Origin of the sequence: Nocardia otitidiscaviarum (assembly GCF_007362295.1) — a bacterium.
Lineage (GTDB): Bacteria > Actinomycetota > Actinomycetes > Mycobacteriales > Mycobacteriaceae > Nocardia > Nocardia otitidiscaviarum.
On record NZ_CP041695.1, the window covers coordinates 7,564,582 to 7,591,127 of the forward strand.

The following is a 26,546-nucleotide window of genomic DNA, read 5'->3' on the forward strand; positions in this document are numbered from 1 at the left end:
GCGGGACAGGCCGGGAAAGTGGCTGCCCCCACACCCGTCCGCCGCGGTTTTCGGTGTGAACGTGCTCACATGAACCCGCGGTCGGGCGTGTTGGGTGTCGGTGGCCCGAATCACCGAAACAGTACGGGCGTTATGCAAAACCGCATGTCAGGGCTACCGGCAAGTAGGATGGGGTGCGGCAATTCGCACGCAAATTTCGCAGAGTTAGCAAACTATGATCGGAAGCTAGCTGAGATTCGCATTAGCAACAGGTAGACGGCAATTTTTTCCTGTGCCATCGTGTGGAAGTAACCACCGCAGGACTTGCAAGCCTGCAAATTGCCGCTCCAGCAGAGTTCGGACACCGCGAGAGTTCGAACTCTTCAGGGGGCACCCGAGACCGAATCAGGAAGTGGAGTCACAGATGTCGACTGTCGGCACTCCGAAGACCGCCGAAGAGATCCAGAAGGACTGGGACACCAACCCCCGCTGGAAGGGCATCACCCGCAACTACACCGCCGAGCAGGTTGTGAAGCTGCAGGGCACCGTTGTCGAGGAGCACACCCTCGCCCGTCGCGGCGCCGAGATCCTCTGGGATCTCGTCAACAACGAGGACTACATCAACTCCCTGGGCGCCCTCACCGGTAACCAGGCGGTGCAGCAGGTCCGTGCCGGCCTGAAGGCCATCTACCTGTCCGGTTGGCAGGTCGCCGGTGACGCGAACCTCTCCGGCCACACCTACCCGGACCAGTCGCTGTACCCGGCCAACTCGGTGCCGTCCGTCGTCCGCCGCATCAACAACGCGCTGCTGCGCGCCGACGAGATCGCCAAGGTCGAGGGTGACACCTCCGTCGCCAACTGGCTGGCCCCGATCGTCGCCGACGCCGAGGCCGGCTTCGGTGGCGCGCTGAACGCCTACGAGCTGCAGAAGGCCATGATCGCCGCCGGCGCCGCCGGTGTGCACTGGGAGGACCAGCTGGCCTCCGAGAAGAAGTGCGGCCACCTGGGCGGCAAGGTGCTCATCCCCACCCAGCAGCACATCCGCACCCTGACCTCCGCGCGTCTGGCCGCCGACGTCGCCGACGTGCCGTCGGTGATCATCGCCCGCACCGACGCCGAGGCCGCCACCCTCATCACCTCCGATGTGGACGAGCGCGACCGCGAGTTCCTGGACGGCACCCGCACCGCCGAGGGCTTCTTCGGCGTGAAGAACGGCATCGAGCCCTGCATCGCGCGTGCCAAGGCCTACGCCCCCTACGCGGACCTGATCTGGATGGAGACCGGCATCCCGGACCTCGAGGTCGCCCGCAAGTTCGCAGAGGCCGTCCGCAGCGAGTTCCCGGACCAGCTGCTGGCCTACAACTGCTCGCCGTCCTTCAACTGGAAGGCGCACCTGGACGACGCGACCATCGCGAAGTTCCAGCGCGAGCTGGGCGCCATGGGCTTCAAGTTCCAGTTCATCACCCTGGCCGGCTTCCACTCGCTCAACTACGGCATGTTCGACCTGGCCCACGGCTACGCCCGCGAGGGCATGACCGCCTTCGTCGACCTGCAGGAGCGCGAGTTCAAGGCCGCCGCCGAGCGTGGCTTCACCGCCATCAAGCACCAGCGTGAGGTCGGTGCCGGCTACTTCGACACCATCGCCACCACCGTGGACCCCAACACCTCCACCGCGGCGCTGAAGGGCTCCACCGAAGAAGGCCAGTTCCACTGAGCAGTCCCGCCTGAGGACACGCCTCGGGGCGGCCGTCGCATCACACCGTCGCCGCCCCGAGGGCACCGAACCCGTCGGGGGATCGCACGATCCCCCGACGGAGTTCCCCGCCCTTCCCGTCGACAGCCCCGGCGGGGAGGGCATTTACCTATAACTGGATAGCGAAAGACCTTAAGAAGGCGCAGGGTCATCATCAGTCCGACGCCTTCACACAGCTTGACTCTCGGGCACCGTGCAGGCGCGGTATCCGGCAGGCAATCGCAATCAGCCGCCCGCAGCAGTTGCGGGGAGGCGGAACGGAGCGGGACGTGAGCAGCGAGAAGATTCAGCGCGTCGGAGTCATCGGCGCCGGACAGATGGGCGCGGGCATCGCGGAGGTCTGTGCCCGGGCACACGTCGATGTGCTCGTGTTCGAACAGACCCGAGAGCTGGCCGCCGCGGGTCGCGCCCGCATCCTGCGGTCCCTGGATCGCGGCGTCTCCAGCGGCAAGATCACCGAGCGGGAGCGCGAGCAGGCCGCCTGGCGCCTGCGCTTCACCTCCGACCTCGGCGACTTCGCCGACCGCCAGCTGGTGGTCGAGGCCGTGCTGGAGAACGAGGACGTGAAGACCGCCATCTTCGCCGAACTGGACAAGGTCGTCACCGACCCCAATGCGGTGCTGGCCTCCAACACCTCCTCCATCCCGATCATGAAGATCGCCGTGGCCACCAACAACCCCGAGCGGGTCGTGGGCATGCACTTCTTCAACCCGGTGCCGGTGCTGCCGCTCGTCGAACTCGTCACCACCCTCAAGACCAGCGAATCGGTCTCCCAGCGCGCCGAGGCGTTCGCCTCCGACGTGCTCGGCAAGCAGGTCGTGCGCTCCGCCGACCGCTCCGGCTTCGTGGTGAACGCGCTGCTGGTGCCGTACCTGCTCTCGGCCATCCGCATGGTCGAATCCGGTTTCGCCACCAAGGAAGACGTCGACAAGGCCATGGTGCTCGGCTGCGCCCACCCGATGGGGCCGCTGGCGCTGACCGACCTGGTGGGCCTGGACACCGTGAAGTCCATCGCCGACTCCATGTACGCCGAGTTCAAGGAGCCGCTCTACAGCGCGCCCCCGCTGCTCATGCGCATGGTCGAGGCCGGACTCCTCGGCAAGAAAGCCGGAGCAGGCTTCTACCAGTACAACAACCGCTGAGCTAGAACGTGATCGGCGCTCGCGCTCACGCATCCACCCGGTGCGTGAGCCCGGCGTCACCCTCTCCACGAGTACGCCGTCACAGTTTGTGGCGGCGTCACCTGTCACCGGGCATAAGCTGCAAAGAGGTCGTTTCGGACCGCAGCTTGGAAGGAGTGTCCCGCTCATGGTGAATGTCACCGACGGCTTCGGATCCAGCATTCTGGGTTACCCGCGTATCGGGCCGCACCGGGAGCTCAAGCGGGCCTTGGAGTCGTACTGGCACGGCACATCGTCCCGCGACGAGCTGCTCGCGGTCGGGCGGGAGATCCAGGAGAGCCAGTTCCTCGAGCTGGCCGCCACCGGACTCACCCAGGTCCCCGGCAACACCTTCTCCTACTACGACCACATCCTCGACAACGCGCTGCTGTTCGGCGCGGTGCCTAAGCGGTTCGAGGCGTATCGCGAGGAACTGCACCCGCTCGACTTCTACTTCCTGATGGCGCGCGGCCGCCCCGACCTGCCGCCGCTGGAACTGGTGCGCCTGCTCAACACCCAGTACCACTACCGGCAGCCCGAACTCGACGCCGACACCCGGTTCTCGCTGCACCCCGAGGCGCTGCTCGACGAATTCGATCGCGCCAAGGAGCACGGCATCGAACTGCGGCCGGTCGTGCTCGGCCCGCTGTCGCTGCTGCTGCTGTCCAAGACCGGACATGTGCCCGGCGAGACCGAATTCGACAAGCTGGAGCTGCTGGACCGGCTGCTGCCGGTGTACGAGGAGCTGTTCGAGGTGCTCGCCAAGCGCGGCGCGACCTGTGTGCAGCTCGACGAGCCGTGCTTCACCAGCGAGCGCTCGCCGTCCACGCTGGAACTGTTCGAGAAGACCTACGAGCGGCTGTCCAAGGCGCCGCTGCGGCCGCGGCTGCTGGTGACCGGACAGTACGGCGATTTCGGGGAAGCGCTGGAGATCCTGGCGCGCACCAAGGTGGAGGCCATCGGCCTCGACCTGGCCAGCTACCGGATCACGCCCGACGAACTCGCGAAAATCCCCGGCATTCAACGCAAGCGGCTGTACGCGGGCGTCATCAGCGGCACCAATGTGTGGCGCGCCGACCGCTACGTGACGCTGGAATACCTCAACGCCATCTCCAAGGTGTGCCCGGATCTGGTGGTCTCCACCGGCACCACACTGCTGCACGTGCCCTACGACCTGCTCGTGGAATACGAGCTGGAAGAGCATGTGGCCGAGCGCCTGGCCTTCGCGAAACAGAAGGTGCTGGAAGTGGTTTCGCTGGCGAAGGCGCTGACGGAAGGCCCGTCGGAAAGATGGCGCAAGCGTCCGCGCGAGGTGCACTTCAAGCAGAAGCACGCGGTGCGGCACCGGGTCTACAACATCACCCCGGACATGCGCGAGCGCGAGCCGTACGAGATCCGTCGCGTGGCCCAGCAGGAGCGGCTGAACCTGCCGCTGGTGCCCGCCACCACGCTCGGGTCCTTCCCGCAGACCAACGCGATTCGCCAGGCGCGCTACGACCTCGGCCAGGGGCGACTGTCCTACGAGGAGTACCGCAAGCGCATCGAGGCCGAGATCGAGTCCACCATCCGGTTGCAGGAGGACATCGGTCTCGACGTGCTGGTGCACGGTGAGCACGAGCGCAACGACATGATCCAGTACTTCGCGGAGCTGCTCGACGGCTTCGCCACCACCCACTTCGGTTGGGTGCAGGTGTACGGATCGCGGTGTGTGCGGCCGCCGATCCTGTACGGCGATGTGGCGCGGCCGAAGCCCATGTCGGTGGAGTGGATCAGCTACGCGCAGTCGCTCACCGACAAGCCGGTCAAGGGCATGGTCACCGGCCCGGTCACCATGCTGGCCCGTTCGTTCGTGCGCCAGGACCAGCCGCTGTACGAGACGGCGGACCAGGTGGCGCTCGCCATCCGGGACGAGGTCGTGGATCTGGAGAAGGCCGGGATCGCCATCATCCAGGTGGACGAGCCGTCCATCCGCGAACTGCTGCCGCTGCGCCCGAAGGGTCGCCCCGAGTACCTGCGCTGGGCGGTCGGCGCGTTCAAGCTGGCCACCTCCGGCGTCCAGCCGGAAACCCAGATCCACACCCACATCGGCTATTCCAGCCGTGAGGACGTGGTGGCGGCCATCGACGAACTCGACGCCGACGTCACCGCCATCGTGGCCACCCGCTCCATCGAATGGGTGCTCAACGCGCTCAAGGAGGACTGCGCCGAGGGCGTGGGCCTGTCCCACGGCGTCGGCCCCGGTGTCTACGAAAGCCGTTCCGCTCGCATCCCCGATATCGACGAGCTGGACGAACTGCTCTCCGCCGCCGCGGAAGCCGTGACACCCCAGCGCCTCTGGGCCAATCCGGACGGCGGCCTGAAAACCCGCCACCACTGGCAACTCGACCCCTCCCTGCGCAACCTGGTCGCCGCGGCCCGCCGCGTCCGCCGCCGCGCGGAGGCGGCCGCCGCGGAGAAATCCGCGTAGGCACGGACAGTCGAGCGGCGCACGGACTTTCGTCCGTGCGCCGCTTGCTTGGGCCGGTGCGGGGTCGCGCCGATACAGCCTCCGCCCGCGGGTGCGAACCTAGAAGCTCGAGTGCATTCGAGGTCAAGGTCACCGCTGCGAGGTGCGGCGAGGTGCGCGCCGTGACGGCGTGCGCGGGTTAGCCTGCTCTGGCACGTTTTCGAGGTAGGAGGGTGACATGGGACTGTTCGACAATTTGAAGGATGCCGCGGGGAAGGCCGCCGATCTGGCGGCGCAGCATGCCGACAAGCTGGAGCCGGTGGTGGACAAGGCGGGGGATGTGATCGACCAGAAGACCGGCGGCAAGTACGCGTCGCAGGTCGACACGGCGCAGGAGGCGGCCAAGAAGGCGCTGCGCGAACAGGCGGGCAAGCAGTAGCGAGGTGCTCGACGCTGAGCGACCGGCGGCCGCGTTGCCGCCGGATTCGCTACCGCCGCACCGCCGTTCGCGCCGCCGGAGCGGCCGTCGCCGGGACCGTCGGTCCGGCCGGGTGCGGGCGCATGCCCGGGCTCAGTAGCCGCCGTTGTGCTTGTGGTCGTGGCCCCACTCGCCGTAGTGCTTCCAGCAGTAGTCGCGGTCGTAACCGCGGCTGTCCCGGTCGCAGTAGTAGTGGTAACCGCGGTCGTTGCGGTCGCCGTGGTCGGCGGCGGCGATGCCCGCGGTCGACGTGAGCGCGGCGGCGGTGGTGGCGAGGGCGATGGCGATGCGCTTGGCGGTCAGGGACATCGGGTGCTCCGTTTCGTCGATGACGGTGCCGGAGGTGGCTTCCGTCGGTGCACACCATGTTCCGGGGAAACGGCGCTCGGGTCTGTCGGCGTCTGAACGCTGTTTGTGTATCCGTGCCGACATTCGCGATCAGTCCTTCCGCGCGGGAGCCGGATGCGGCCGCCGTAGCCGTTCCCGCCACGGTTTGCGCTGCGCACCACCGGTTTTCAGTGAATCCGTCGGCTCGTTCACCTCGTACCGGCGGATATACGCGCCGATGAACGCCTGCGCCGTCGCCGTCACCGGAATCGCCAGCAGCGCCCCGGTCGCGCCGAACAGGGCCGCGCCCGCCAGCACCGCCCCGAAGGCCACCGCCGGATGCATGTCCAGCGTGGTCGCCGTGATCCGCGGTTGCAGCACATAGTTCTCGAACTGCTGGTACAGCACGATGAACAGCAATATCCACAGCGCCGTGCGCGGACTCTGCGCCAGGGCGACGATCACCGGCAGCGCACCCGCCAGGTAGGTGCCCACCGTCGGAATGAACTGGGACACCACGCCCACCCACAGCGCCAGCGCGAAGGCCGAGGGCAGATCGAGCACCCGCATGGCCGCGTAGTGCGCGAGCGTCGAGGCGAGGGCGAGCAGCGCCCGGGAGTACAGATATCCGCCGGTCTTCTCCACTGCGATATCCCACGCTCGCAGCACATGCTTCTGCTTCTGCGGCGGCAGCAGCGAGCACACCGCGTTGCGGAACCGCGGCCCGTCGGCGGCGAAATAGTAGGTGAACAGCAGCACGCCCAGGGCCTGGAACAGCACACCGACGGCGGTGGTGCCGATACCCCACACATCCCCGGCCAGTCCGACCACGTACTTCTCCAGCGAGGTGCTCATCTCGGCGGCCTTGCGCTGGATATCGGTACCCGAATAGTCGGTGTGGAAGGTCGAATTGATCCAGTTGACCGCATCGTCGGCATACCGCGGCGCATTGTCGACCAGCGAGGACACCTGGTCGACCACCAGTTCGCCCAGCGTCCAGACGAAACTGACCAGCACCACCAGCACGCCCAGGAACACCACCCCGGTGGCGGGTCCGCGCCGCCAGCCGCGCGCCGCCAGCCAGTTCACCGCCGGTTCGATGGCGAAGGCCAGGAACAGCGAGACGACCAGAATCGTCAGCAGCCCCTTGAGCTGCTGCAACATCCAGAAGGTGACGACCAGCGCCGCCACCGTGACCGCCGCGAGCAGATACGCTCGCGGCAGCCACCCCGGCAGCACGGAGGAGACGGGGACGCGCGCGGTCTCGTCGCCATTCTCGGGCGGACGGCCTGCCTGCTCGGACACACCTTCATGGTCGGACACAACGGCCAACGTAGCCGTGAACCGGTGTCAGTGGCGGCGCGGACCGCCGCGTGTCATCCGTCGGTCGGCGGAGCTCACATGGTGGCCGTGTCGATCACGAAGCGATAGCGCACATCGCTGGCGACGACCCGCTCGTACGCCTCGTCGATCCGGTCGGCGGAAATGGTCTCGATCTCCGCGCCGATGCCGTGCTCGGCGCAGAAGTTCAGCATCTCCTGGGTCTGCGCGATGCCGCCGATCATGGAGCCCGCCAGCGAGCGCCGGTAGCCCGCGATGGTGAACGGTTTGACCTGGAGCGGGTTCTCGGGCAGGCCCAGGATCACCAGCGTGCCGTCCAGGCGCAGCAGCTTGAGGTAGCTGTCGATGGGCAGATCGGCCGACACCGTATTGATGATCAGGTCGAAATGGCCGCGCAGGTCGCGGAAGGTCTGCTTCTCGCTGGTGGCGTAGTAGTGGTGCGCGCCGAATTTGCGCCCGTCGGCCTCCTTGCTGAGCGAATGGCTGAGCACGGTGACCTCCGCGCCCATGGCGGCCGCGATCTTCACCCCGACATGCCCGAGCCCGCCCATGCCGATGATGGCGACGCGCTTGCCGGGACCGGCGTTCCAGTGCCGCAGCGGTGAGAACAGCGTGATGCCCGCGCACAGCAGCGGCGCGGCCACATCGAGCCCGATGCCCTCCGGGATCGACACCACGAAGCTCTCGGTCACCACGATCTGGGTGGAGTACCCGCCGAGGGTGTACCCGCCCGGCTGGAACTCCTCCGGCACGGGCGTGTTGTAGGTCATGGTCGCGCCGGGGACGCAGTACTGCTCCTCCCCGGCCAGGCAGGGTTCGCACTTCCCGCAGGAATCCACCATGCAGCCCACGCCCACCCGGTCGCCGACCTGGAACTTGGTCACGGCCGAGCCGACCGCGGCGACATGGCCCGCGATCTCGTGGCCGGGCACGCACGGATACTGCGCGCCGCCCCATTCGTCCCGGGCGGTGTGGATATCGGAGTGGCAGATACCCGCGTATTCGATATCGATCAGCACGTCGTGCGGGCCGAGTTCACGGCGTTCGATGGCGACCTTCTCGAAGTGGCCATCCGGTGCGGAAACGGCATAGGCGGCAGCTGTGGTCATAGGTACATGCCTACTCCCGCATGCCACGATGAGCCAACCTTTCGTCTGTTATGTCACCCCGGTGCGCTGTGCTGGTACTACTGGAAGTACAAACGCCGGGCCCACGGGCACACAGGAGGCGGGTGGCCATGCACGAACGGGAACGGGAGCGAACCGGGGCCGGACGGTTCCTCGCGCTGGTGGTCGCCGCCGTGCTGGCCGTCGGCGCGCTGCTCGGCTACCAGGGGGAGCTGCCCCGCTGGCCCTTCCGCGCCGATGCCGTCGAGCACAGCCTGCTCGGTCCGCCGCTGCCGCCATTGGACGCCACGGTGGTCTCGCAGGTGGTCGAGCCCGCACTGGTCAATGTGAACGCGAGTGTGCGGCCCTTCGGGCTCGGGGCCGCCGGATCGGGCATCGTGCTCACCGCGGACGGTCAGGTGCTCACCAGCCATCACGTCATCAAGGGCGCGGAGCGGGTGCGGGTCACCGATATCGGCACCGGCGCGGAATACCCGGCCACCGTGCTCGGCTACGACTCGAGCGCCGATATCGCCCTGCTGGAACTCTCCGGCGCGGACGCGCTGCCGGTCGCGCGCCTGGGCAGTTCGATCCCGCTGCGGATCGGCGACGAGGTGCTCGCCATCGGCAATGCGGGCGGCACCGGTTCCCCGACCGCGGTGGGCGGCACCATTACCGGCCTGGACAGCACCATCGTGGCCCGGGATGCGGCCGACCTGTCGCGCAAGAACCTGACCGGCATGATCGAGATCGCGGGCGCGGTGAGCGCGGGGCAGTCGGGCGGCGCGCTGGTCGACCGGTACGGGGCGGTGGTCGGCGTGGTCACCGCCGCGTCGGGGGAGGTGCGGAAGCTGCTCGGTCAGGACCCGAGCGGGTACGCCGTGCCCATCGACGCCGCCATGGCCGTGGTGCGGCAGATCCGTTCCGGCACACCGACGGACACCGTGCACGTCGGACCGACCGCCACCCTCGGCATTCTCACCACCGACGACCGCGACGGCGGCGCGCGCATCGACCTCGCCATCTACGGCCTCCCCGCCCACGCGGCGGGCCTCACCGAGGGGGAGGTCATCATCGCCGTGGACGGTCAGCGCATCGCCACGGCCACGGCGCTGCGCGCCGCCCTCAATGTGCGGAAGCCGAATGATGTTGTGCGCCTGGACCTGACCGGTCCCGGCGGACAGCGCACGGTATACGTGACGCTGAGCGCCGGGCCGCCGAACTAGATCAGACCGAACTAGACCAGATCCAGCCAGTAGTCCTGGAACTGGAGGAACAGGATCAGCACCACCACGGCGTAGTAAACGGCGACCACGGTCCACCGCCACTCCACCACGATCTGCAGGATTCCCCGGGACCGCTCGAACAGCTGCCCGGTGGTGACGGCCAGCAGCACCGGCGTGGCCGCCCACACCACCATGCACCACGGGCACATGGCGTGAATCCGGTACGCCGCCTGGAAGATCAGCCAGCCGATGAACACCATGCCCAGCACCAGCCCGACCCACAGGCCGCCCCAGAACCAGCGCGGGAAGCCGATTCCGGCGATGCCGAGCACCGCCAGCGTCACCACCACGGAGAAGCCGACGATGCCGATGAGCGGGTTGGGAAAACCGAAGGCGGAGGCCTGATCCGATTCGATGACGGTGGTACAGGCCACCACCTGGTCGATACTGCACAGCGGCTTGAACCCGGGATCGGTGAGCAGCTTGAACTTGTCGACCGTCAGCACGATCGACGCGATCCAGCCCGCCAGGCCGCCGATCAACAGCGCCCAGGCGGCCTTGGGCGTAGCCGTGATGATCACTTCGCCGCGGCCTCGATCACCGGTCGCAGCCCGCCCTGGCTCATCAGCTCCTGCTGGGTCTGCACCTGCTCGCCGTCGACGTACACCGACGGCGTGGACTTGACGCCCGCGTCGAAGACGGCCTGCGTCTCGGCCTTCACGAAGGCTGCGTACTTGTTGTCCCGAATGGCCTGCGCCACAGCGGGATCGGTGTACCCGGCCGCGGTCGCGATCTCGATCAGCTGATCATCGGTGAGGCCGGGGCCGCCGCCTTCGGGCGTCTGCGCGGCGAACAGCTTCGCCAGGAACTGCTGGAACTTGGACGGATCGGTGGTGCCGACCACGTACGCCGCATTGGCGGCGCGCGAGGAGTACTGGTTGCTGGAGGCCCGGTCCAGGAACGAGATGATGTTGTACTCCACCGTCGCGGTGCCGTCGGTGACCGCCTGCTCCAGCACCTCGCCGTTGGCCTTCTCGAACATGGCGCAGGCCGGGCACTGCGGGTCCGCGACCACCTGGATCTTCACCTTGGCGGCGGCGTCGCCGACCCGGATGGCGCCACCCGGGGTGAGATTCGGCGGTACCGCGCCCTGGCTGGAATCGAAGCCGAGCGTCGGGTTGAAGGCGGTGGACTCGTCCTTGTCCTCCCGGCCCATGGCGATGCCGATGATGATCGCCGCGACCAGGCCCACCAGCACGGCGGCCACCACCACCTGGATGGCGATCTTGCGATTGCGGTCGGACCGCTGCGCCGCCGCGAGCGGGTTCTTCCGAAGATCCTGCTTGCTCACCTGTGCGTTCACCACGCCTTTCTGTCGCCTCGGACCCCTGCGCCTGCATCGTACGGCTGGGACCGCGAGATTTGCGTGACCGCTGACGGCCGCGACCAGACACACATCGAGCGCCATCATGGCGGGTGAACCTGAGAGATTCCTGTCCGTCGGTGGATCAGGACTTCAGCAGGCGGCGCTTCTGCTCCTCGATATCGAAATTCGCGGGCGGCCATTCCAGCTTCAGGCCCTGGAGGGCGTCGATGAGCAATTCGGTGACGGCCAGGCGCGAATACCACTTGTGATCGGCGGGCAGCAGATACCACGGCGCGTACTCGGTGTTCGTCCGGTCCAGAACGGCCTGGTACGCCTCCTGATAGGCGGGCCAGTGCGCACGTTCGTCGATATCGGCCGGGTTGAACTTCCAATACTTGTCGGTGCGTTCGAGGCGCTGCATGAGGCGTTTCTTCTGCTCGTCGAGCGAGACGAACATGGCGACCTTCACGATCGTGGTGCCGCTGTCGACCACCTTGCGCTCGAATTTGTTGATTTCGTCATAGCGCTTGTCCCACACCTCCGGCGGGACCAGTTCGTGGACGCGCACCACCAGGACGTCCTCGTAGTGCGAGCGGTCGAAGACGCCGATCTGGCCGGGGCGGGGCAGCGCCTTGCGAATGCGCCACAGGTAGTGGTGTTTGCGCTCGATCTCGGTCGGCACGCCGAAGGCGGCGTGGTCGACGCCCTGCGGATCCACCGAGCCGATGACGTGCCGGACGATGCCGCCCTTGCCCGCGGTGTCCATGCCCTGCAGGACCAGCAGGACGCTGCGCTGATCGCCGGATCGGCCGTTGGCGTACAGGCGTTCCTGGAGATCGGAGAGCACCACGGCCCGCTGGGCGAGCAACTTCTCCCCGGCCTTCTTGTCGCCCTTGAAGCCGGGGGTGGCCGAGGTGTCGAATTTCTTGACCTTCGTACCGTTCGCCCGCAGGGCCTTGGTCACCGGAACAGACCAGGTAGTCGACTTCGCCATCTCTGAGATGTAGCACGGCGGGATGGGCCCGCGTGGCGGACTCGCCGAAATCCACCCGTTGCCAAGCGTTCACCCACTTGTCGCCGGAACCGGAGGACTCACAGCCGAGCCATGTGCATGAGCGCGGCGGCGAAGTCCTCATCGTTCACCGGGGTCAGCGTCAGGTCGGCATCGGTGGTGAGCAGATAGCGGCCGTCGTCGGAGAAGTCCAGCCAGGTGCGGTGCCGGGTGGGCGGAGACAGCGGATTGGCCGGGTCCACCGACACGGTGATGAAACCGCGCCCGTCCACCGGCTCGTTCAGTTTGCGGCGGAAGAGGGCTGCGTCACCCCGGGTTTCGAGTTCGGCGCAGCGATGGCCGCCCGCATCGCTCAGCACCGCGTCCTGGGGTTCCCGCAACGGGGCGAGGCGACCGGCCGGTGCGGAGCCGACGGCCTCCACCAGCTCCCGGCCCAGGCGCTCGGCCGGGCACACCATGACGCTCACGGCGTCCGGCAGTCCGATCAGCACTCCGGCGCGCTGCTGCGCCACCGCGGCGAAGGCGCGGACGGCCGGGCCCGCGGTCCGTTCGCCGAACAGGGTGACGGTGGTGGCGTCGGAGCGGGCACAGAGCATGAGGGCGGCCGTGAGTTCCGGATCGGTGCGTCGCAGGAACCGGTGCCGCAAACGCTGTGCGGTATCCGGGGTTTCGGGCGTGGGGATGGTGTGCAGCGGATAGGGGCGGCGGTCCTGCCGGGTCTCCCGGGTCCAGATCAGGCTGAACTCCTCGGGAGTCAGCAGCCATTTGGTGTTCACGGCAGGAGTTCCCCCTGGTAGCCGGGATGTGCCGAGCGATTCCCGACGTCCGATGCGGACATGTAGGGCGTTCCCCTTTCTGCGAGCACCCCTGTGTCCCGCTGGGGACCCTACCGGAGCTCCCGAATCGGTGTGTGGATCCGGAAGTTGCTCGAATGTGACCTGGCCCACTATGGATTCCGATTTTGGATATCCATTTTGGATACCGCGCGGCAGGCGGGAGCGCGGTCGTCCCGCGGGCAGCGCCCCCGCATGCGGAGGCGCCGCCGGATCAGGCGGTCTCGACCTCGACGGTCATTCCGGCGGCGCGCAGCCGCTCGGTGAGCGCGTCACCCATGGCCGAAGCGGGAGTGAGGATTCCGGCGATCTCCGGCAGTGTGTCGAAGGCCAGCGCCAGCCCCGACTGCCCGAGCATGACCGAGGTGGCCTGATAGCCCGGATCGCCCTGACCGGCGAAGGTGCACACGTATTTCGCCCCGGAGGTGGTGTGTGCGAAGGTGCGCATGGTGAACCACCCACTGCGGCGGGCGCTTTCGCTCGGACCGGTGCCGGGCTTGGGCACCATGCGGTCGAGCAGCCTGCGGCCCACCGCGACGCGCGACAGCACCGCGCCCGCGGCCATGGTGGCCACGATGCCGCCCGCGACCCCGGCGGCCACCAGCGGTGCGGTGGTGGACGATCCGACGCTCATGACCTCCCGGTAGCGGAAGTTCTTGCCGTACGGCCAGCCGAGCAGGCCGTTGCTGCGGCGCACCACCTTGGTGTTGTGCGCGGCCATCACGAAGGTCGCCACCCAGCCGTCCAGGCTGGGATCGATGCTCGACGCCCGGGCCAGCGCCTGATCGGTCTGGCGGCCCACGTCGGGGTCCAGGGATTTGTCCGGGCTGAGCGAATACGGATGCGACATGATCGACGCCTTGGCCGGATCGGCCGCGATGGCCTCCATCATGGCTCGCCCGGAATCCACGGTGCCGCCGCTCACGCCGCCCTTGAACGCGGCCACCAGCGTGGTGTCGGTCAGCTCGCCGGTATTGTCCGCGACACTGCGCCGGTACAGCTGGTACACGCTCAGATCCGACGGAATCGAGTCGTAGCCACAGGAATTCACGATCTTCGCGCCGGTCTCGGCGGCCTTGTCGCCGAAGCGGTCGATGCATTCGCGGATGAACAGCGGCTCACCGGTGAGATCGGCGTAGTGCGTGCCGTTCTCGGCGCACGCCTGGACCAGCGGCAGACCGTAGCGCAGGTACGGGCCGACCGTGGTCACCACCACCGTGGTGCGCGCGGCCAGCGCGTCCAGCGACGCCTGATCCGACGAATCCGCGATCACCAGCGGCCAGTCCGCCGCGGCCGCACCGAGTTCGGCGCGCACCTCCGCCAGCTTCGCTTCCGAACGGCCCGCCAGCGCGATGCGCGCGCCCGCGGGCGCGGCCTGGGTGAGATATTCCGCGGTCAGTTTCCCCACGAAGCCGGTCGCCCCGAACAGTACGAGGTCGAATTCCCGATCGGCCATTGCCTTCTCCTCATGCGGCGGTTCACGCCTTGGTGGTGGTGCGTTTGCGGGTGGTCTTCTTCTTGGCGGGCGCGGCCTTCGGTTTCGGCTCCGGCGCGGGGCGGGTCGCCAGCCAGGCGTGATGCGCCTTGCCCAGATCGGTGACCGGTTCGTCGCCGTAGAGCCATTCGCGGGCGATGCGGTGCCAGTTGTTGGTGGCCTCCAACTGTCCGAGCATGCCGAAGGTCAGGAAATCCGCGCGCCGCGAGAACAGGTGCTCCGGCGGCAGGTTCTGCTGTTTCATCCCCGCGAACTCACTGGCCCGCGGATCCACCGCGAGCACGAACGCCCCCGAGGCCAGCTCGGGCGTGATGGTCAACTCCTGGTCGATGAGCGCCCACTCGCAGGCCGCCAGCACGTATTCCAGGCACTCCTCGGGCGTGATCTCCTCGGGTGACTCGATCACGCCACGCTGCACCATGAGGTCACGCAGATCCTCGGCGCGCTCCTCGGCGGCGGCGCGGATACAGGTGATCTCGAACTGGACGTGCTCGGGATCCATCCGGTTGAACAGCCCGAAATCGAGGAAGGCGACCCGCCCGTCATCGCCGAGCAGCAGATTGCCCGGATGCGGATCGCCGCAGAATTCGTTGAAGGTGAACAGCGAACCCACGTAGAAGCGGTAGATGATCTCGCCGATGCGATTGCGCTCGGCATCGGGCAGCTGCCGGATCTCGTCGAAGCCGCGGCCCGCGAAGTACTCGCTCACCAGCACCCGGGTGGTGGACAGCTCCGGCATGGTGTCGGGTACGAAGATGAACGGATGCCCCGCGAACAGTCGCGCGATCTCGCGCTGGGTATCGGCCTCGGCGACGTAGTCGAGTTCGCTCTCCAGATTCAGCCGCAGCTCGTCCAGGACCGCGGGCGTCACCCACGGCATGGCCGACTGTAGGACGCGGCGAAACATGGCCAGGTTCTTCAGATCCGCGCGCACCGCGGCGTCGATACCCGGGTACTGGACCTTCACCGCCACGGTGCGGCCGTCGTGCAGGGTCGCGCGGTACACCTGGCCGATGGAGGCGGCGGCGATCGGTTCCGGCTCGAAGGTGGCGAAAACCTGGTCGAGCGGTTTGCCGTAGTCCTCCTCGATGACCGCGCGCATGACGTCGAAGTTCACGGTGGGCGCGCTGTCGCGCAGGACGGCGAGGCGGCGCTGGAAGCGGTCGCGGTGTTCGGGCGGCACCAGATCCAGGTCGAGTACCGAGAGCATCTGCCCGAGTTTCATGGCGACGCCCTTCATGGTGCCCAGCACCATCACCATCTGTTCGGTGGCCCGGATCATGGACTCCTCGGCCATCCGGGCGCGGACGGCCTCCGAACGCCCCCGCATGGAACGCCGGGTCTTCTGTGCGCGCAAGGCATTACCGGCGACCGCCATACCGAGCTTCGTCCCCCGCGCCAGCCTGGATGTGGGCAGCTCTTTCGCCATAGGTGACCCTCCAGAAGGTGTCGGCGCCCCCGTTGGTGCCGACTCGGCGGCTGTTCCCGCACTCTCGTGCCCGCCGTTGATCAGACTAACCAAAGGGCGTCGATCCGGCCTAGCACCGTGTGTCTGCCGAACGGACTACCCCGGTGCGGATTGTTGCCGTGCGGATTTCCGCTTCGTGGAAAGTTCGGTCGGCAGGAACCGGATCGGCCCGTCAGGCCCGGTTTTCCGGATCCGGGAGCACATGCTCCTGGGCGTTGAACCACTCCCGCGAACCGCCCGCGCGGATCATGCCCTCGATCGCGCTCCACGCCATCATGGTGAGGTAGTCGAGCATCTCCTCACTCGACATGGTGCGGTTGGTGACCCACCAGTCCGTCGCCAGCTGCACACCGCCGACGAGGACGTACGCCCACAGCATCGCCCCGCGCGTATCGACCTCCCGGTCGATCGCCTTGTCGGTGATGACCGCCGCCACCACCTGCGCGAACAACTTCTCGAAGTCGGCGAGCGTGGAGGTGTCGGTGGAGGCCCCGTTGCCCATGATGAAGCGGTAGACGTCGGTGTCGGCGTCCACCGTGTGCACGTAGGCGGCGAGCGTATTGCGTACCAGCTGATATTCGTCGAGGTCGTCGCTGATGGCCTCGTAGATGCGCGGCATGAGCGTGGTCTCGATGAACCGCTCCATGGTGGCCCGCGTCAGATCCTGCTTGTCCGAGAAGTATCGGTACAGGACGGTTTTGGACACGCCGATCTCGGCGGCGATCTCGTCCATGCCCACATCGCCGCCGCGCTTGCGGATGGCGGCGAGGGTCCCGTCGACGAGTTCCTCGCGTCGATCTATCTTGTGCTGCTGCCAGCGTCGCTTGCGGCCGTCCACGCGGCCGGGGCGCGCTGTGGTGTCCATGGCGGCGCTCACGGTCTCCTTCGTGGTCAGCGTCGACTCCCTCGCTCGCGTTCCGGTGCTGGTCCCCTTCAGCTTAAGCCTCGCATGCGCCCGATATCGCGGTTCGGGCGCGGCCCGGTAGCCGGGCGCAGTCGGCGCGACACCGCAGAATGGAACATATGGAGCAACCCACCGGCAGCACCGGGGTACTCGAACCGACCAAGAAGAGCGCGCCGACCGGGGCCTTCGCCGACCTCATGGACGAAGAGGGCAAGGCGCGCGACCTACGGCGGATGAAATTGGTCGCCACCGCCTTCCTGGCCGTGGCGACGATCATCTATCTCTTCTGCCGCTGGACCGAATCGCGCGGCGCGGGCGGCGACTGGGTCGGCTACGTGCGGGCCGCGTCCGAGGCGGGCATGGTCGGCGCGCTGGCCGACTGGTTCGCGGTGACGGCGCTGTTCCGGCATCCGCTGGGCCTGCCGATTCCGCACACCGCCATCATCCGCAAGAAGAAGGATCAGCTTGGCGAGAGCCTGGGCGATTTCGTGCGCACCAACTTCCTGTCCCCGGACGTGGTGGCGGAGAAGGTGAATTCGGCCCAGATCTCGCTGCGCCTGGGCCGCTGGATGGCGAATCCGGAGCATGCCGAACGGGTGGCGGAGGAGTCGGCCACCATTCTGCGGGCGGTCATCGGCGTGCTGCGCGACGAGGATGTCGAGCAGGTCATCGACCACACCATCGTCAAGCGCATCGCCGAACCGCTGTGGGGGCCGCCGATCGGCAAGGTGCTCGACGAGCTGCTGGCCGACAACCGGCAGCAGCCGCTGCTGGACCTGTTGGCGGAGCGGGCGCACCAGTGGGCGCTGGGCAGCCAGGAGACCATCGACCGCATCGTCGAGCGCGACGCTCCGGGCTGGGCGCCGAAGTTCGTCAACACGCTGCTGGCCGAGCGGATCTATCGGGAATTGGTGGAATTCACCTGGAAGGTGCGCTCGCAGCCGGATCATGAGGTGCGGCAGGCGGCGAATCGGTTCCTCTCCGAATTCGCGCACGATCTGCAATTCGACGACGCGATGATCAAGAAGGCCGAACGGGTGAAGTCGGAACTGATGGGCCGGGAGGAGATCACCGGTATGGCGCATGCCACCTGGCGGGCGGCCAAGCGGATGATCCTGGAGTCGGCCGAGGATCCGAACTCCACCCTGCGGCGCAAGGTGGCCGACAATGTGCAGCAGTTGGGTCAGCGGCTGGTGGACGAGCCGGGTATGAGCGAGCGGGTCGACGGCTGGGTCGAGCGGGGCACCCGCTATCTGGTGTCCAACTACGGCCAGGAGGTCGCGACGCTGGTCAGTGACACGGTTGCCCGCTGGGATGCGGAGGAGGCCAGCCGGAAGATCGAATTGCAGGCGGGCCGCGATCTGCAATTCATCCGGATCAACGGAACGGTGGTGGGATCGCTCGCGGGCCTGGCGATTTATTCCATATCGCATCTGCTGTTCCAAGGCTGACGGCAAAACTGGACAAATGCCTAGATATGGCGGCCAGGCGTTTGCCGAATAGGTGCTAGCAAGGGTGCTTGCAAGAGCTAGCACCCTGACTTAGAATTGACCCCACAACCGCCGGAAGGTGAGTGATGGCACAGGAACCCGAGGTTCCCAACCCGAACATCGACCCGTCGTCGGAGACGTCCGACGATGGCGGAGATGCCAAGGGCCGCGTAGCCAACGCGGCGCACGACATCGGGGGCTTCATCCGGGCGCAACGCGAGGCCGCGCAGGTCTCCCTGCGTCAGCTCGCCGCGCTGGCGGGGGTGAGCAATCCGTACCTCAGCCAGATCGAGCGTGGATTGCGCAACCCGTCCGCCGAGGTGCTCGCGCAGATCGCGAAGGGTCTGCGGGTGTCCTCGGAGGTCTTGTACATGCGGGCCGGGTACCTCGAGCAGAGGCCGCACAGCCCGGTCCGGGATGCCCTGCTGGCCGAGACGGCGATCACCGAACGCCAGAAACAGGTGCTCCTGGACATCTACGAATCGTTCCGCCGGGAAAACGCGGCGAACGAGGACCGAGGGGACGCGACGGACCACAAGGGGGGCGTTCCCGGGGGAGACAGGGACAACGAGGTTCCGCACCGCATCACTGAAGTTCCGCCACGCCAGGAGAACGAACAACCATGACCGAAACCAAGCTTCCCACTGCCGTAGCCAAGCCGCTGTACGCCGGCGTCGGCGCGGGCGACACCGTGTACGCGCAGGTCAAGGACATCGTCGAGAAGGTGCGCGAGCAGGTCGCCGCCACCGACGTGTCCGGCCGCGTGGAAGAGGCCCGCGAGCGCTTCGCCAACCTGCCGGCCGATGTGCAGGAGCAGATCGAGACCATCCGCACCCGGGTGTCCTCGCTGCCCTCCGAGCTGCCGGACGACCTCGCCGAGCTGCGCGAGAAGCTCACCGCCGAGGAGCTGCGCCGCCTCGCCGACCAGTACTACCACCAGGTCCTCGACCTGTACGCCGACCTGGCCGCCCGCGGCGAGGAGACGGTCGAGCGGCTGCGCGCCAACCCGACCTTCGAGGAGCGCTTCGAGCAGGTCGAGAGCTTCTACAGCGATCTGGTGACCCGCACCGAGGATGTGCTCGGCAAGGTGCAGGACCAGGTCGGCCCGCTGCTGGGCCGCGCGGCCGAGCAGGCCGAGGAGATCGAGGAGACCGTCGAGGCCGAGGTCGTCAAGGTGACCGACGAGCCCGCCGAGACCCCGGCCGCCAAGAAGGCCCCGGCCAAGAAGGCTCCCGCCAAGAAAGCCCCGGCCAAGAAGGCCACCCCCGCCGCCAAGAAGTAAGCGGCACACCCCGTTCCGGCGGCCTCCGCACATGACGATGCGCGGAGGCCGCCGTCGGCGTTCTCAGTGCCGTCGCCCGGAACTCCGGCGGGTGTGGCTCACGGCTCGACCTCGGGAGCGGGGCTCGCCTCCGGCCGACTCTCGCCGAGGATCCTGCGTGCCCAGAGCGTCGCGGTGATGTCCAGGCCGATGGTGACCAGCAGTGGAATGGCCAGGGCGGCGGCGAATGCGGCGTCTCGGTGCGGATAGCCGCTCCAGATCCACAGCGCACACGCGGTCAGCAGCGGGTAGGCGACGATTCGCCAGGTGGTCATCCTCATAGCGGCCGATTCTGGGCGGCACTCGGGGACGGCGCGAATCCGGTATGTCCGACCGGTGATTTCGGGCCGGTGCCGTGGCGGTGTTGCTCGTATCATGGGTGGGGTGACTTCGATTACCGGGATGATTTTTCTGCTGCTGTGGCTGGGTGCGCTCGGTATGACCCTCTTCGCGCTGATCCACGCGGTTCGGCAGCGCCCGGACGCGTTCACGGCCGTCGACAAGCTGAGCAAGCCCGCATGGGTCGGCATTCTGTGCGGCGCGCTGCTGTTCGTGCTGCTGGCGCAGGGCGGCGTGGGATTGCTGATGATCATCGCGGTCGTCGCCAGCGGTGTGTATCTGGCCGATGTGCGGCCCAAGGTCGATGAGGTGCAGCGCGGTCCGCGCTGGTAGACGCGGCGGAGGCGGGCCTCCGCGAAGAAATTGCCGGGTGTCGGCGGTCCTGTGTGGACTGCGGGCACCCGAATTTTTTTGGTGCTTGCACTAGCAAGCGGGCCTCCGATGGAGTTACTGTATCTAGCAGTAACACAAAGGAGTGTCCTATGCGGGCAAAGCTGCCTATACCAGCGGACCTTGCGGGGCGGGTCCGCGATCTGATGCTCGCCCACCGGGCGGGCCTGCGGACCCGGGCCTACGAGACCGCGGCGCTCAACACCCCGTCCGCGCCCCACGAGGTCGTCACCGTCACCGCCGGTGACGGCACCCGGTTGCGGGCGCACGTCTACGGTCCCGCCGACGCCGACACCATCGTCCTGGTGCACGGCTGGACCTGCAGCCTCGAATACTGGAACCCCCAGATCAACGCCTTCGCCGGCGACTATCGCGTGGTCGCCTACGACGTGCGCGGCCACGGCGAGAGTGAGCGCGGCCGCAGCCCGCTCACCACCGACCTGTTGGCCGACGACCTGCAGGCGGTGCTGGAGGCCACCCTGCGCCCCGGCGAGCGCGCGGTCCTGGTCGGCCACAGCCTGGGCGGCATGACCATGCAGGCGTGGGCCGGTCGCCACCCCGAGCAGGTGCCCGCCCGCGCGGCGGCCGTGCTGCTCACCAATACCGCGTCCGCGGATCTGATCGCCGAGACCACGGTGGTGCCGAGCTTCGGCCCCGAATTGGCCCGCCGCCTCCCCTTCTTGATCGGCCTGCTGGCCCTGAGCGCGCCGCTCCCGCTGCCGCCGGTCGCGCCGATCCCCTGGGTGCTGCGCCGTCAGATCATGACGCTGGCCGCGGTCGGCGATATCGCCGTGTTCTCGCACAACATCGTGCGCTCCTGCCCGGCGGCCGTGCGCGGTCGCTTCGGCACCCTGCTGTCCTACCTGGATGTGGGTCGGGGCGCGTTGAACTTCACCGTGCCGACCACGGTCATCGCGGGCGAGTTCGATTTCATGACCCCGCCCGTGCATTCCGAGCGCATTGTCGAAATGCTGCGTGAGGTGGGCTCTTTCGACGGCTACCACATTCTCCCCACCGGCCATCTCGGCAATGTCGAGGCATACGAGCGGTTCAACGCCGAACTGGCTCGGGTTGCCAAGGCCGCCTTCGCGATTCCGGCCGCCGTCGGCGCGTAGATCGCTCGCGCGGGAGCGCGGATGCCCGTGCGACAACGGTGTCGTGCGGGCATTCGGCATGCTCTAGCGGGCATATTCCACGCTCAAACTGTGTTGTAGGTAACAGCCGCGCCGATTTCCCGGACGAATGTCATTGCGGCGGAACGGGTAATCAATGAAAGCGGCCGCATACGACCGAGTGTCACGATTCGGGTGCTTGCTATTGCTAGCGCCAGTGCTTGCTGGGTAGTGTGCCGTAGGACACAAAGGAGTGCTCATGCTGGTGAAGCTGCCTGAAGCGGTGACCGACCTCCGGGCCGACGCGCTGACCGCCCCGTACCGGGCCAGACTGCGGGCTCGGACGTACGCGACCGAGTCGTTCAACGCACCGCGAATCGCCCCCGACGTCATTCCCGTCACCACGCGCGACGGCGCGAAGCTGCGTGTGCACGCCTACGGCCCGGCCGATCGCGATGTGCTGATCTTCGCGCACGGCTGGTCGTGCAGCCTGGAGTACTGGTACCCGCAGATCAACGCCTTCGCCGGTGACTACCGAGTGGTCTCCTTCGATCAGCGCGGCCACGGCGAAAGCGACCTCGGCACGCGCGGTTTCAGCGATGCGCAGCTCGCCGACGACTTCTCCGACATCCTGGACGCGGTGCTGCGTCCCGGGCAGCGCGCGGTGCTGGTGGGACACAGCATGGGCGGTATGACCATTCAGGCGTGGGCCAAGCACTATCCGGAGCAGGTGGCGCAGCGGGCCAGGTCGGTCCTGCTGGCCACCACCGCGGCGGGTCGAATCTCCGCCCGCGCCACCGTGATTCCGCTGTTCAACGATCTGATTCCGGCGCCACGCCTGATGGCGCTGGCGCTGTTCGGCACCCCGGTTCCGCTGCCGGGCGGCCCCGCGGTGAATCTGATCGCCAAGTCGCGGCTGCTGACCCCGTCGGCCACCACCGACCAGGCGGTATTCGGCCTGTCCATCGTGCGCTCGTGCCGTCCGTCGGTGCGCGCGGCCGTGGCCCGCGGGCTGATCGACCTGGACATCAACGGCGCCGCCGCGGACCTGTGCGTACCCACCACCGTCATGGCGGGCTCACACGACCGGCTGCTGCCCGAGATCCACTCCCGCGAGATCGCCGACACCCTCTCGGCGGCGGGCAATCTGGAGCGCTACGTGATCCTGCCGACCGGCCACCTGCCGAATATCGAGGCCGTGGACGAGTTCAATACCGAGGTCGACCGCATTATTCGCATCGGCCGTCGCGGAAATATCGCCGCCGCCGGGTAATCCGGCCGGCCCGGTCGAACGCCTTCGCCGCTGCGCCCGAGCGACACTGTGGGCGCGGCGGCGACTGCCTTTCCGCCGTGCGGCGTTCCGCCACGACCGTGGCGGACAACCGCCGCGTTCAGGAGAAGACGACGGTGCGGCGGCCGTGGACGAGCACCCGGCCCTCGAGGTGCCAGCGCAGCCCGCGCGCCAGCACCACGCGCTCGATATCGCGCCCCTGCCGGACCATATCGCGCACGGTGTCGGCGTGGTCGATGCGAATGACGTCCTGTTCGATGATCGGTCCCGCGTCGAGTTCGGCCGTCACGTAGTGGCAGGTCGCGCCGATCAGCTTGACGCCGCGGGCGAATGCCTGGTGATACGGGCGTGCGCCCACGAACGACGGCAGGAAGCTGTGGTGGATATTGATGGCGCGCCCCGCCCAGTGCTCGCACAGTTCCGGCGGCAGCACCTGCATGAACCGGGCCAGCACCACGGCGTGCGGATCGTGCACGTCCACCAGCTCGCGCACCTGCTCGAAGGCCGGGCCGCGTTCGGCGGGGTCCTTCGGGAAGGGCACGTAGTGGAATTTCACGCCGTGCGCCTCGGTGATCGCGGCCAGGTCGGGGTGGTTGCCGATCACGGCTTCGATGGTGGCGGGCAGCTCGCCCATGGTGGCGCGGCCGAGTAGGTCGTGCAGGCAGTGCCCGTCCTTGCTGACCAGCAGGACGGCGCGGCGCTTGGCTCCGGAGTCGTGGACCTGCCATTCGGTCTCCGGACCCAGCTCCGCCGCCACGGCGGTGAACCGGTCGCGCAGTTCGTCGAGGCCGAACGGCACCGTGGCCGCCTCGATGGCCTGCCGCGTGAAGAACCAGCCGGTCTCGAAATCGGAGTGGTAGCCGGCCTCCACGATCGACCCGCCGAAGTCGGCGATGAAGGAGGTGATCCGGGCGATGATGCCCGGACGGTCCGGGCAGCCCAGGGTCAGCACGTAGCGCCGATCATCGGTGGCAGCGGCAGAACTCATACCGGCCATCCTCCCAGGGGCGGCACTGTGACCTCCGTCAGGGGCGAGCCGCGACGTCCGCGTCAGGGGCGAGCCGCGCGCGGCGTCTCCGGCCGTCACCCCCTGGCCGTGGCGGTACGGCCCGTCATTCCCCGGCGCGGCTCGCGTGCGGAACCCGAGGTCAACCGAGATCGTAGAACGGGTCGGCGTAGCGGAACTCGCCGCTGATCTCGTCCTCGTACGCGCTCAGCGGCCGCACCTGGAAATGCGACGCCCATTCGGGATTGTCCGGCACGATGCTCAGCCGCGCACCGGGCACGAAGCCGAATCGCGGGTAGTAGTCGAGACTGCCCAGCAGTCCCACCAGGGGCTCGTCGAGTGCGTCGGCCGCGCCCAGCGCCGCGTGCATCAGGGCCGCGCCGACGCCGCCGCTCTGGAATTCCGGCAGTACGCCGATCGGGCCCAGCGCCAGCACCGGGAACGGCCCGACCGCGGCCCGGGTGAGGCAGATATGGCCGACCACGCGGTCCTGAATCTCGGCCACCATGGTGAGTGTCGGCATCCATCCGGAGTTGTCGCGCAGCCGCCGGACGAGATCGACCTCGGGGGGATCGGCGAGGGCCGCCGGTGCGCCATCGTCCGGCCAGGGCTCGCCGTGGGCGTTGGCGTACTGGGCGGCGAAGGCGTTCCGGTGCACCGCGGCGATGGCGGCGACGTCGCCCGGACGCTCGCGACGAATCAGCACACCTACGAGTGTGCGGGACAGCGGTCCGCACTCGCAATGAAATTGCCACCGATATGCCAAACTCACAGCCCATGGCACAGCTTTCCCGCCGGGACGTGGCGGCACTGATCGATCACACCCTGCTCGCACCGGAGGCGACCGCCGCGCAGGTGGCCGCGCTCGTGGACGAAGCCCGCGACCTCGGCGTCTTCGCGGTCTGCGTGTCGCCGTCCATGCTGCCGCTGCGCGCCCCCGGTCTGGCGGTGGCCACCGTCGCGGGTTTCCCGTCCGGTAAGCATCATTCGCTGGTCAAGGGCACCGAGGCGCGGCTGTCGGTGGACCAGGGCGCGGACGAGGTGGATATGGTCATCGACGTCGGCGCGGCGGTGGCGGGGGATTTCAACGCGGTGCTGGGCGACATCATCACGGTGCGCGAGGCCATCGGGGACCGCGCGCTGCTCAAGGTGATCATCGAATCGGCGGCCCTCACCGATGCCGCGATCGTGGAATGCTGCCGGGCTGCCGAACGCGCCGGAGCCGAATTCGTGAAGACCTCCACCGGTTTTCATCCGTCCGGCGGGGCGAGCGCGCACGCGGTGCGGTTGATGGCCGAGACGGTCGGGGGTCGCCTGGGCGTCAAGGCCAGCGGCGGCATCCGCACGGCGGAGGCGGCGGCGGAGATGATCGCGGCGGGGGCGACCCGGCTCGGGTTGTCGCGCTCGCGCGAGGTGCTGGCCGGGTTCCCGGACTGATGCCGCGGCGCATCGTCGCGGCCCGAGCCTGGTGACGGCGCGCTGGACGGCCGCTCGCACGGCGACGCCGACCGGGTCCGGCCCGGTCGGCGCGCTGTCGGTGCGTACCTCAGCAGCGGAAGTCGGAGGAATCCCCTTGCGCGGCGGGCAGTTCGGTCTTGCCGCCCGCGAGCAGGACGCGCAGGCCGCTGTCGGTGACCTGGACCTCGGTGGGCTGCAGGCCCATCGGGTAGCTCTGCAGGCTCTCCGCCATCAGGTCGACGATGCCCTCGACCAGATCGGTGGGCAGGCCGAAGCCGAGCAGCGAGGCCGCTTCGGTGGTGACCTCCACCCTGCCGCCGACCACCTGGGGCTTGACCTCGAGGCCCGCGAGTCCACCCAGCACCGCGAAGGTCAGCGTGTCCTTGGTCGGATTGGACTGGACGCCGGAAACCAAGCCGCCCAGGGTTTTCGCGATGCCGTCGTTGCTCCAGGTGACGTCGGCGGAGGAACTGCCGATGGTGCCGCCGCCGCGCCCGTTGTCCACCACTTCGATGTCGTTGAACTTCGCGTGCACCACCATGCCCACGGCGGGACCGAATTTGGTGTCGTCGCTGTTCACCGTCACCGACGACACCTTGCCGTCGAACATGGTGATGAGCATGGGTTTGGCCCCGAAGGACACGTCGATCCTGGACCCCATCTCCTGTTCGAACTGGGAGGTGATGCAGTTCTCCACGGTCCGCCGCGCGTACGCCTCACCACCGGCCAGGGCGGCGATGGCGAGCAGCGAGACCACGAGAGCGACAACGAGCAGGGTGCGACCACGCATCCAGGACGAACCTCCTCCGGAGCCAGCGGCATTCGGCCCCACCGGTGGCGGGGGAGTGGTCGGCGGCTGCTGTTCACCGCCGGGTGCCGCGCCCGCCGCCAGAGCGGCCGCGTCGAAGGTCTCGGTGCCGTATGGTCCCAGCGCCGTGGTGTCCTGGCGGTCGGACGGGTACGGAGCGCCGGTCGCGCCGAGCACCGCGGTGTCCTGGTGGCCAGACGGATTCGGACCGCCGGTCGGGCCGAGCACCTCGGTGCGGTGATCGGCCGGATTCTCCTCTGCCCCGCGCATTTCGGCGTGCTGCGGGTATGCGGCATCGGGGGAGTTGCCCAGTACTTCGGTGGGCGCCGAGTCGGACACGGACACACGGCCGGGGAATGCCTTGGTGGTGTCGTTGTTTCCGGCCGTCGGGTTCGCGCCGAGTACTTCGGTCGGTGCCGAGTCCGAGACCGACTCGC

General features: G+C 68.0%; 26 protein-coding genes. 12 read left to right on the forward strand and 14 right to left on the reverse strand.

The window, feature by feature from the left end; genetic code table 11:
• The first annotated feature begins 403 nt into the window (after positions 1-403).
• From aceA to FOH10_RS34045, 4 genes are all read left to right on the forward strand, one after another.
• Positions 404-1,693, forward strand: coding sequence for an isocitrate lyase (gene aceA / locus FOH10_RS34030; protein WP_143983693.1), 1,290 nt, complete (start codon positions 404-406; stop codon positions 1,691-1,693).
• Between the two features lie 308 nt (positions 1,694-2,001).
• A complete protein-coding gene (locus FOH10_RS34035; protein ID WP_039817670.1) occupies positions 2,002-2,874 on the forward strand; it encodes a 3-hydroxybutyryl-CoA dehydrogenase in 873 nt (290 codons plus the stop codon).
• 166 nt (positions 2,875-3,040) lie between these two features.
• Positions 3,041-5,359, forward strand: coding sequence for a 5-methyltetrahydropteroyltriglutamate--homocysteine S-methyltransferase (gene metE, locus FOH10_RS34040; RefSeq protein WP_143983694.1), 2,319 nt, complete (start codon positions 3,041-3,043; stop codon positions 5,357-5,359).
• Positions 5,360-5,576: 217 nt separating this feature from the next.
• A complete protein-coding gene (locus tag FOH10_RS34045; RefSeq protein WP_029926203.1) occupies positions 5,577-5,777 on the forward strand; it encodes an antitoxin in 201 nt (66 codons plus the stop codon).
• A gap of 132 nt (positions 5,778-5,909) precedes the next feature.
• Here the strand turns inward: FOH10_RS34045 and FOH10_RS34050 are convergent, their stop codons facing one another.
• From FOH10_RS34050 to FOH10_RS34060, 3 genes are all read right to left on the reverse strand, one after another.
• A complete protein-coding gene (locus FOH10_RS34050) occupies positions 5,910-6,125 on the reverse strand; it encodes a hypothetical protein (protein ID WP_029926201.1) in 216 nt (71 codons plus the stop codon).
• Positions 6,126-6,254: 129 nt separating this feature from the next.
• On the reverse strand, positions 6,255-7,448 hold the full coding sequence (locus tag FOH10_RS34055; RefSeq protein WP_244961489.1) for an AI-2E family transporter: 1,194 nt from the start codon (positions 7,446-7,448) through the stop codon (positions 6,255-6,257).
• A gap of 92 nt (positions 7,449-7,540) precedes the next feature.
• Positions 7,541-8,593, reverse strand: a complete 1,053-nt coding sequence (locus FOH10_RS34060) for an NAD(P)-dependent alcohol dehydrogenase (protein WP_143983695.1) — start codon at positions 8,591-8,593, stop codon at positions 7,541-7,543.
• 128 nt (positions 8,594-8,721) lie between these two features.
• Between FOH10_RS34060 and FOH10_RS34065 the strand changes: the two genes are divergently transcribed.
• The gene (locus FOH10_RS34065) at positions 8,722-9,816 is read left to right on the forward strand and encodes a S1C family serine protease (RefSeq protein WP_143983696.1); all 1,095 of its coding nucleotides are present in this window, start codon (positions 8,722-8,724) and stop codon (positions 9,814-9,816) included.
• Positions 9,817-9,827: 11 nt separating this feature from the next.
• On the opposite strand, the gene FOH10_RS34070 is transcribed toward FOH10_RS34065, so the two are convergent.
• The 7 genes from FOH10_RS34070 to FOH10_RS34100 all read right to left on the reverse strand — a co-directional run bounded on the left by FOH10_RS34070 (position 9,828) and on the right by FOH10_RS34100 (position 16,855).
• Entirely contained in the window at positions 9,828-10,397 is a 570-nt protein-coding gene (locus FOH10_RS34070) for a vitamin K epoxide reductase family protein (protein WP_244961490.1), read from the reverse strand.
• Complete coding sequence (locus FOH10_RS34075) at positions 10,394-11,179, reverse strand: DsbA family protein (RefSeq protein WP_244961491.1); 786 nt, start codon at positions 11,177-11,179, stop codon at positions 10,394-10,396. Before FOH10_RS34075 ends, FOH10_RS34070 begins: the two co-directional genes overlap by 4 nt.
• Positions 11,180-11,324: 145 nt before the next feature.
• Positions 11,325-12,176, reverse strand: a complete 852-nt coding sequence (locus FOH10_RS34080) for a polyphosphate kinase 2 family protein (protein ID WP_143983697.1) — start codon at positions 12,174-12,176, stop codon at positions 11,325-11,327.
• Positions 12,177-12,274: 98 nt separating this feature from the next.
• The gene (locus FOH10_RS34085) at positions 12,275-12,970 is read right to left on the reverse strand and encodes an ESX secretion-associated protein EspG (RefSeq protein ID WP_143983698.1); all 696 of its coding nucleotides are present in this window, start codon (positions 12,968-12,970) and stop codon (positions 12,275-12,277) included.
• Positions 12,971-13,241: 271 nt separating this feature from the next.
• Positions 13,242-14,483, reverse strand: a complete 1,242-nt coding sequence (locus tag FOH10_RS34090; protein WP_143983699.1) for a saccharopine dehydrogenase family protein — start codon at positions 14,481-14,483, stop codon at positions 13,242-13,244.
• A 22-nt stretch (positions 14,484-14,505) separates the two neighbouring features.
• Entirely contained in the window at positions 14,506-15,951 is a 1,446-nt protein-coding gene (locus FOH10_RS34095) for an ABC1 kinase family protein (protein ID WP_039817662.1), read from the reverse strand.
• 211 nt (positions 15,952-16,162) lie between these two features.
• Positions 16,163-16,855 (reverse strand): TetR/AcrR family transcriptional regulator, encoded by a 693-nt coding sequence (locus FOH10_RS34100; RefSeq protein WP_051037801.1) that lies wholly within the window; start codon positions 16,853-16,855, stop codon positions 16,163-16,165.
• A 236-nt stretch (positions 16,856-17,091) separates the two neighbouring features.
• On the opposite strand from FOH10_RS34100, the gene FOH10_RS34105 reads away from it, so the two are divergent.
• The 3 genes from FOH10_RS34105 (at position 17,092) to FOH10_RS34115 (ending at position 19,666) form a co-directional block, all read left to right on the forward strand.
• The gene (locus FOH10_RS34105) at positions 17,092-18,345 is read left to right on the forward strand and encodes a DUF445 domain-containing protein (protein ID WP_029926183.1); all 1,254 of its coding nucleotides are present in this window, start codon (positions 17,092-17,094) and stop codon (positions 18,343-18,345) included.
• A 125-nt stretch (positions 18,346-18,470) separates the two neighbouring features.
• Entirely contained in the window at positions 18,471-19,010 is a 540-nt protein-coding gene (locus FOH10_RS34110) for a helix-turn-helix domain-containing protein (RefSeq protein WP_029926181.1), read from the forward strand.
• Positions 19,007-19,666, forward strand: a complete 660-nt coding sequence (locus FOH10_RS34115; protein ID WP_143983701.1) for a heparin-binding hemagglutinin — start codon at positions 19,007-19,009, stop codon at positions 19,664-19,666. Before FOH10_RS34110 ends, FOH10_RS34115 begins: the two co-directional genes overlap by 4 nt.
• Positions 19,667-19,764: 98 nt before the next feature.
• Here FOH10_RS34115 and FOH10_RS34120 read toward each other — a convergent pair whose 3' ends face one another.
• Complete coding sequence (locus FOH10_RS34120; protein ID WP_143983702.1) at positions 19,765-19,986, reverse strand: hypothetical protein; 222 nt, start codon at positions 19,984-19,986, stop codon at positions 19,765-19,767.
• Between the two features lie 94 nt (positions 19,987-20,080).
• Between FOH10_RS34120 and FOH10_RS34125 the strand changes: the two genes are divergently transcribed.
• The 3 genes from FOH10_RS34125 to FOH10_RS34135 all read left to right on the forward strand — a co-directional run bounded on the left by FOH10_RS34125 (position 20,081) and on the right by FOH10_RS34135 (position 22,819).
• The gene (locus tag FOH10_RS34125) at positions 20,081-20,377 is read left to right on the forward strand and encodes a DUF2516 family protein (RefSeq protein WP_029926177.1); all 297 of its coding nucleotides are present in this window, start codon (positions 20,081-20,083) and stop codon (positions 20,375-20,377) included.
• Positions 20,378-20,580: 203 nt separating this feature from the next.
• Positions 20,581-21,549, forward strand: coding sequence for an alpha/beta fold hydrolase (locus FOH10_RS34130; RefSeq protein WP_244961492.1), 969 nt, complete (start codon positions 20,581-20,583; stop codon positions 21,547-21,549).
• Between the two features lie 256 nt (positions 21,550-21,805).
• Positions 21,806-22,819 carry an alpha/beta fold hydrolase gene (locus FOH10_RS34135; RefSeq protein ID WP_143983704.1) on the forward strand — a complete coding sequence of 338 codons (1,014 nt, stop codon included), beginning with the start codon at positions 21,806-21,808 and terminating at the stop codon, positions 22,817-22,819.
• 118 nt (positions 22,820-22,937) lie between these two features.
• Here FOH10_RS34135 and purU read toward each other — a convergent pair whose 3' ends face one another.
• Positions 22,938-23,825, reverse strand: coding sequence for a formyltetrahydrofolate deformylase (gene purU / locus FOH10_RS34140; RefSeq protein ID WP_039817713.1), 888 nt, complete (start codon positions 23,823-23,825; stop codon positions 22,938-22,940).
• A gap of 160 nt (positions 23,826-23,985) precedes the next feature.
• The gene (locus FOH10_RS34145; protein WP_143983705.1) at positions 23,986-24,549 is read right to left on the reverse strand and encodes a GNAT family N-acetyltransferase; all 564 of its coding nucleotides are present in this window, start codon (positions 24,547-24,549) and stop codon (positions 23,986-23,988) included.
• 71 nt (positions 24,550-24,620) lie between these two features.
• Between FOH10_RS34145 and deoC the strand changes: the two genes are divergently transcribed.
• On the forward strand, positions 24,621-25,280 hold the full coding sequence (deoC, locus tag FOH10_RS34150; RefSeq protein WP_143983706.1) for a deoxyribose-phosphate aldolase: 660 nt from the start codon (positions 24,621-24,623) through the stop codon (positions 25,278-25,280).
• 109 nt (positions 25,281-25,389) lie between these two features.
• Here the strand turns inward: deoC and FOH10_RS36380 are convergent, their stop codons facing one another.
• Positions 25,390-26,091, reverse strand: coding sequence for an LmeA family phospholipid-binding protein (locus FOH10_RS36380; RefSeq protein WP_143984495.1), 702 nt, complete (start codon positions 26,089-26,091; stop codon positions 25,390-25,392).
• Positions 26,092-26,546 lie beyond the last annotated feature (455 nt).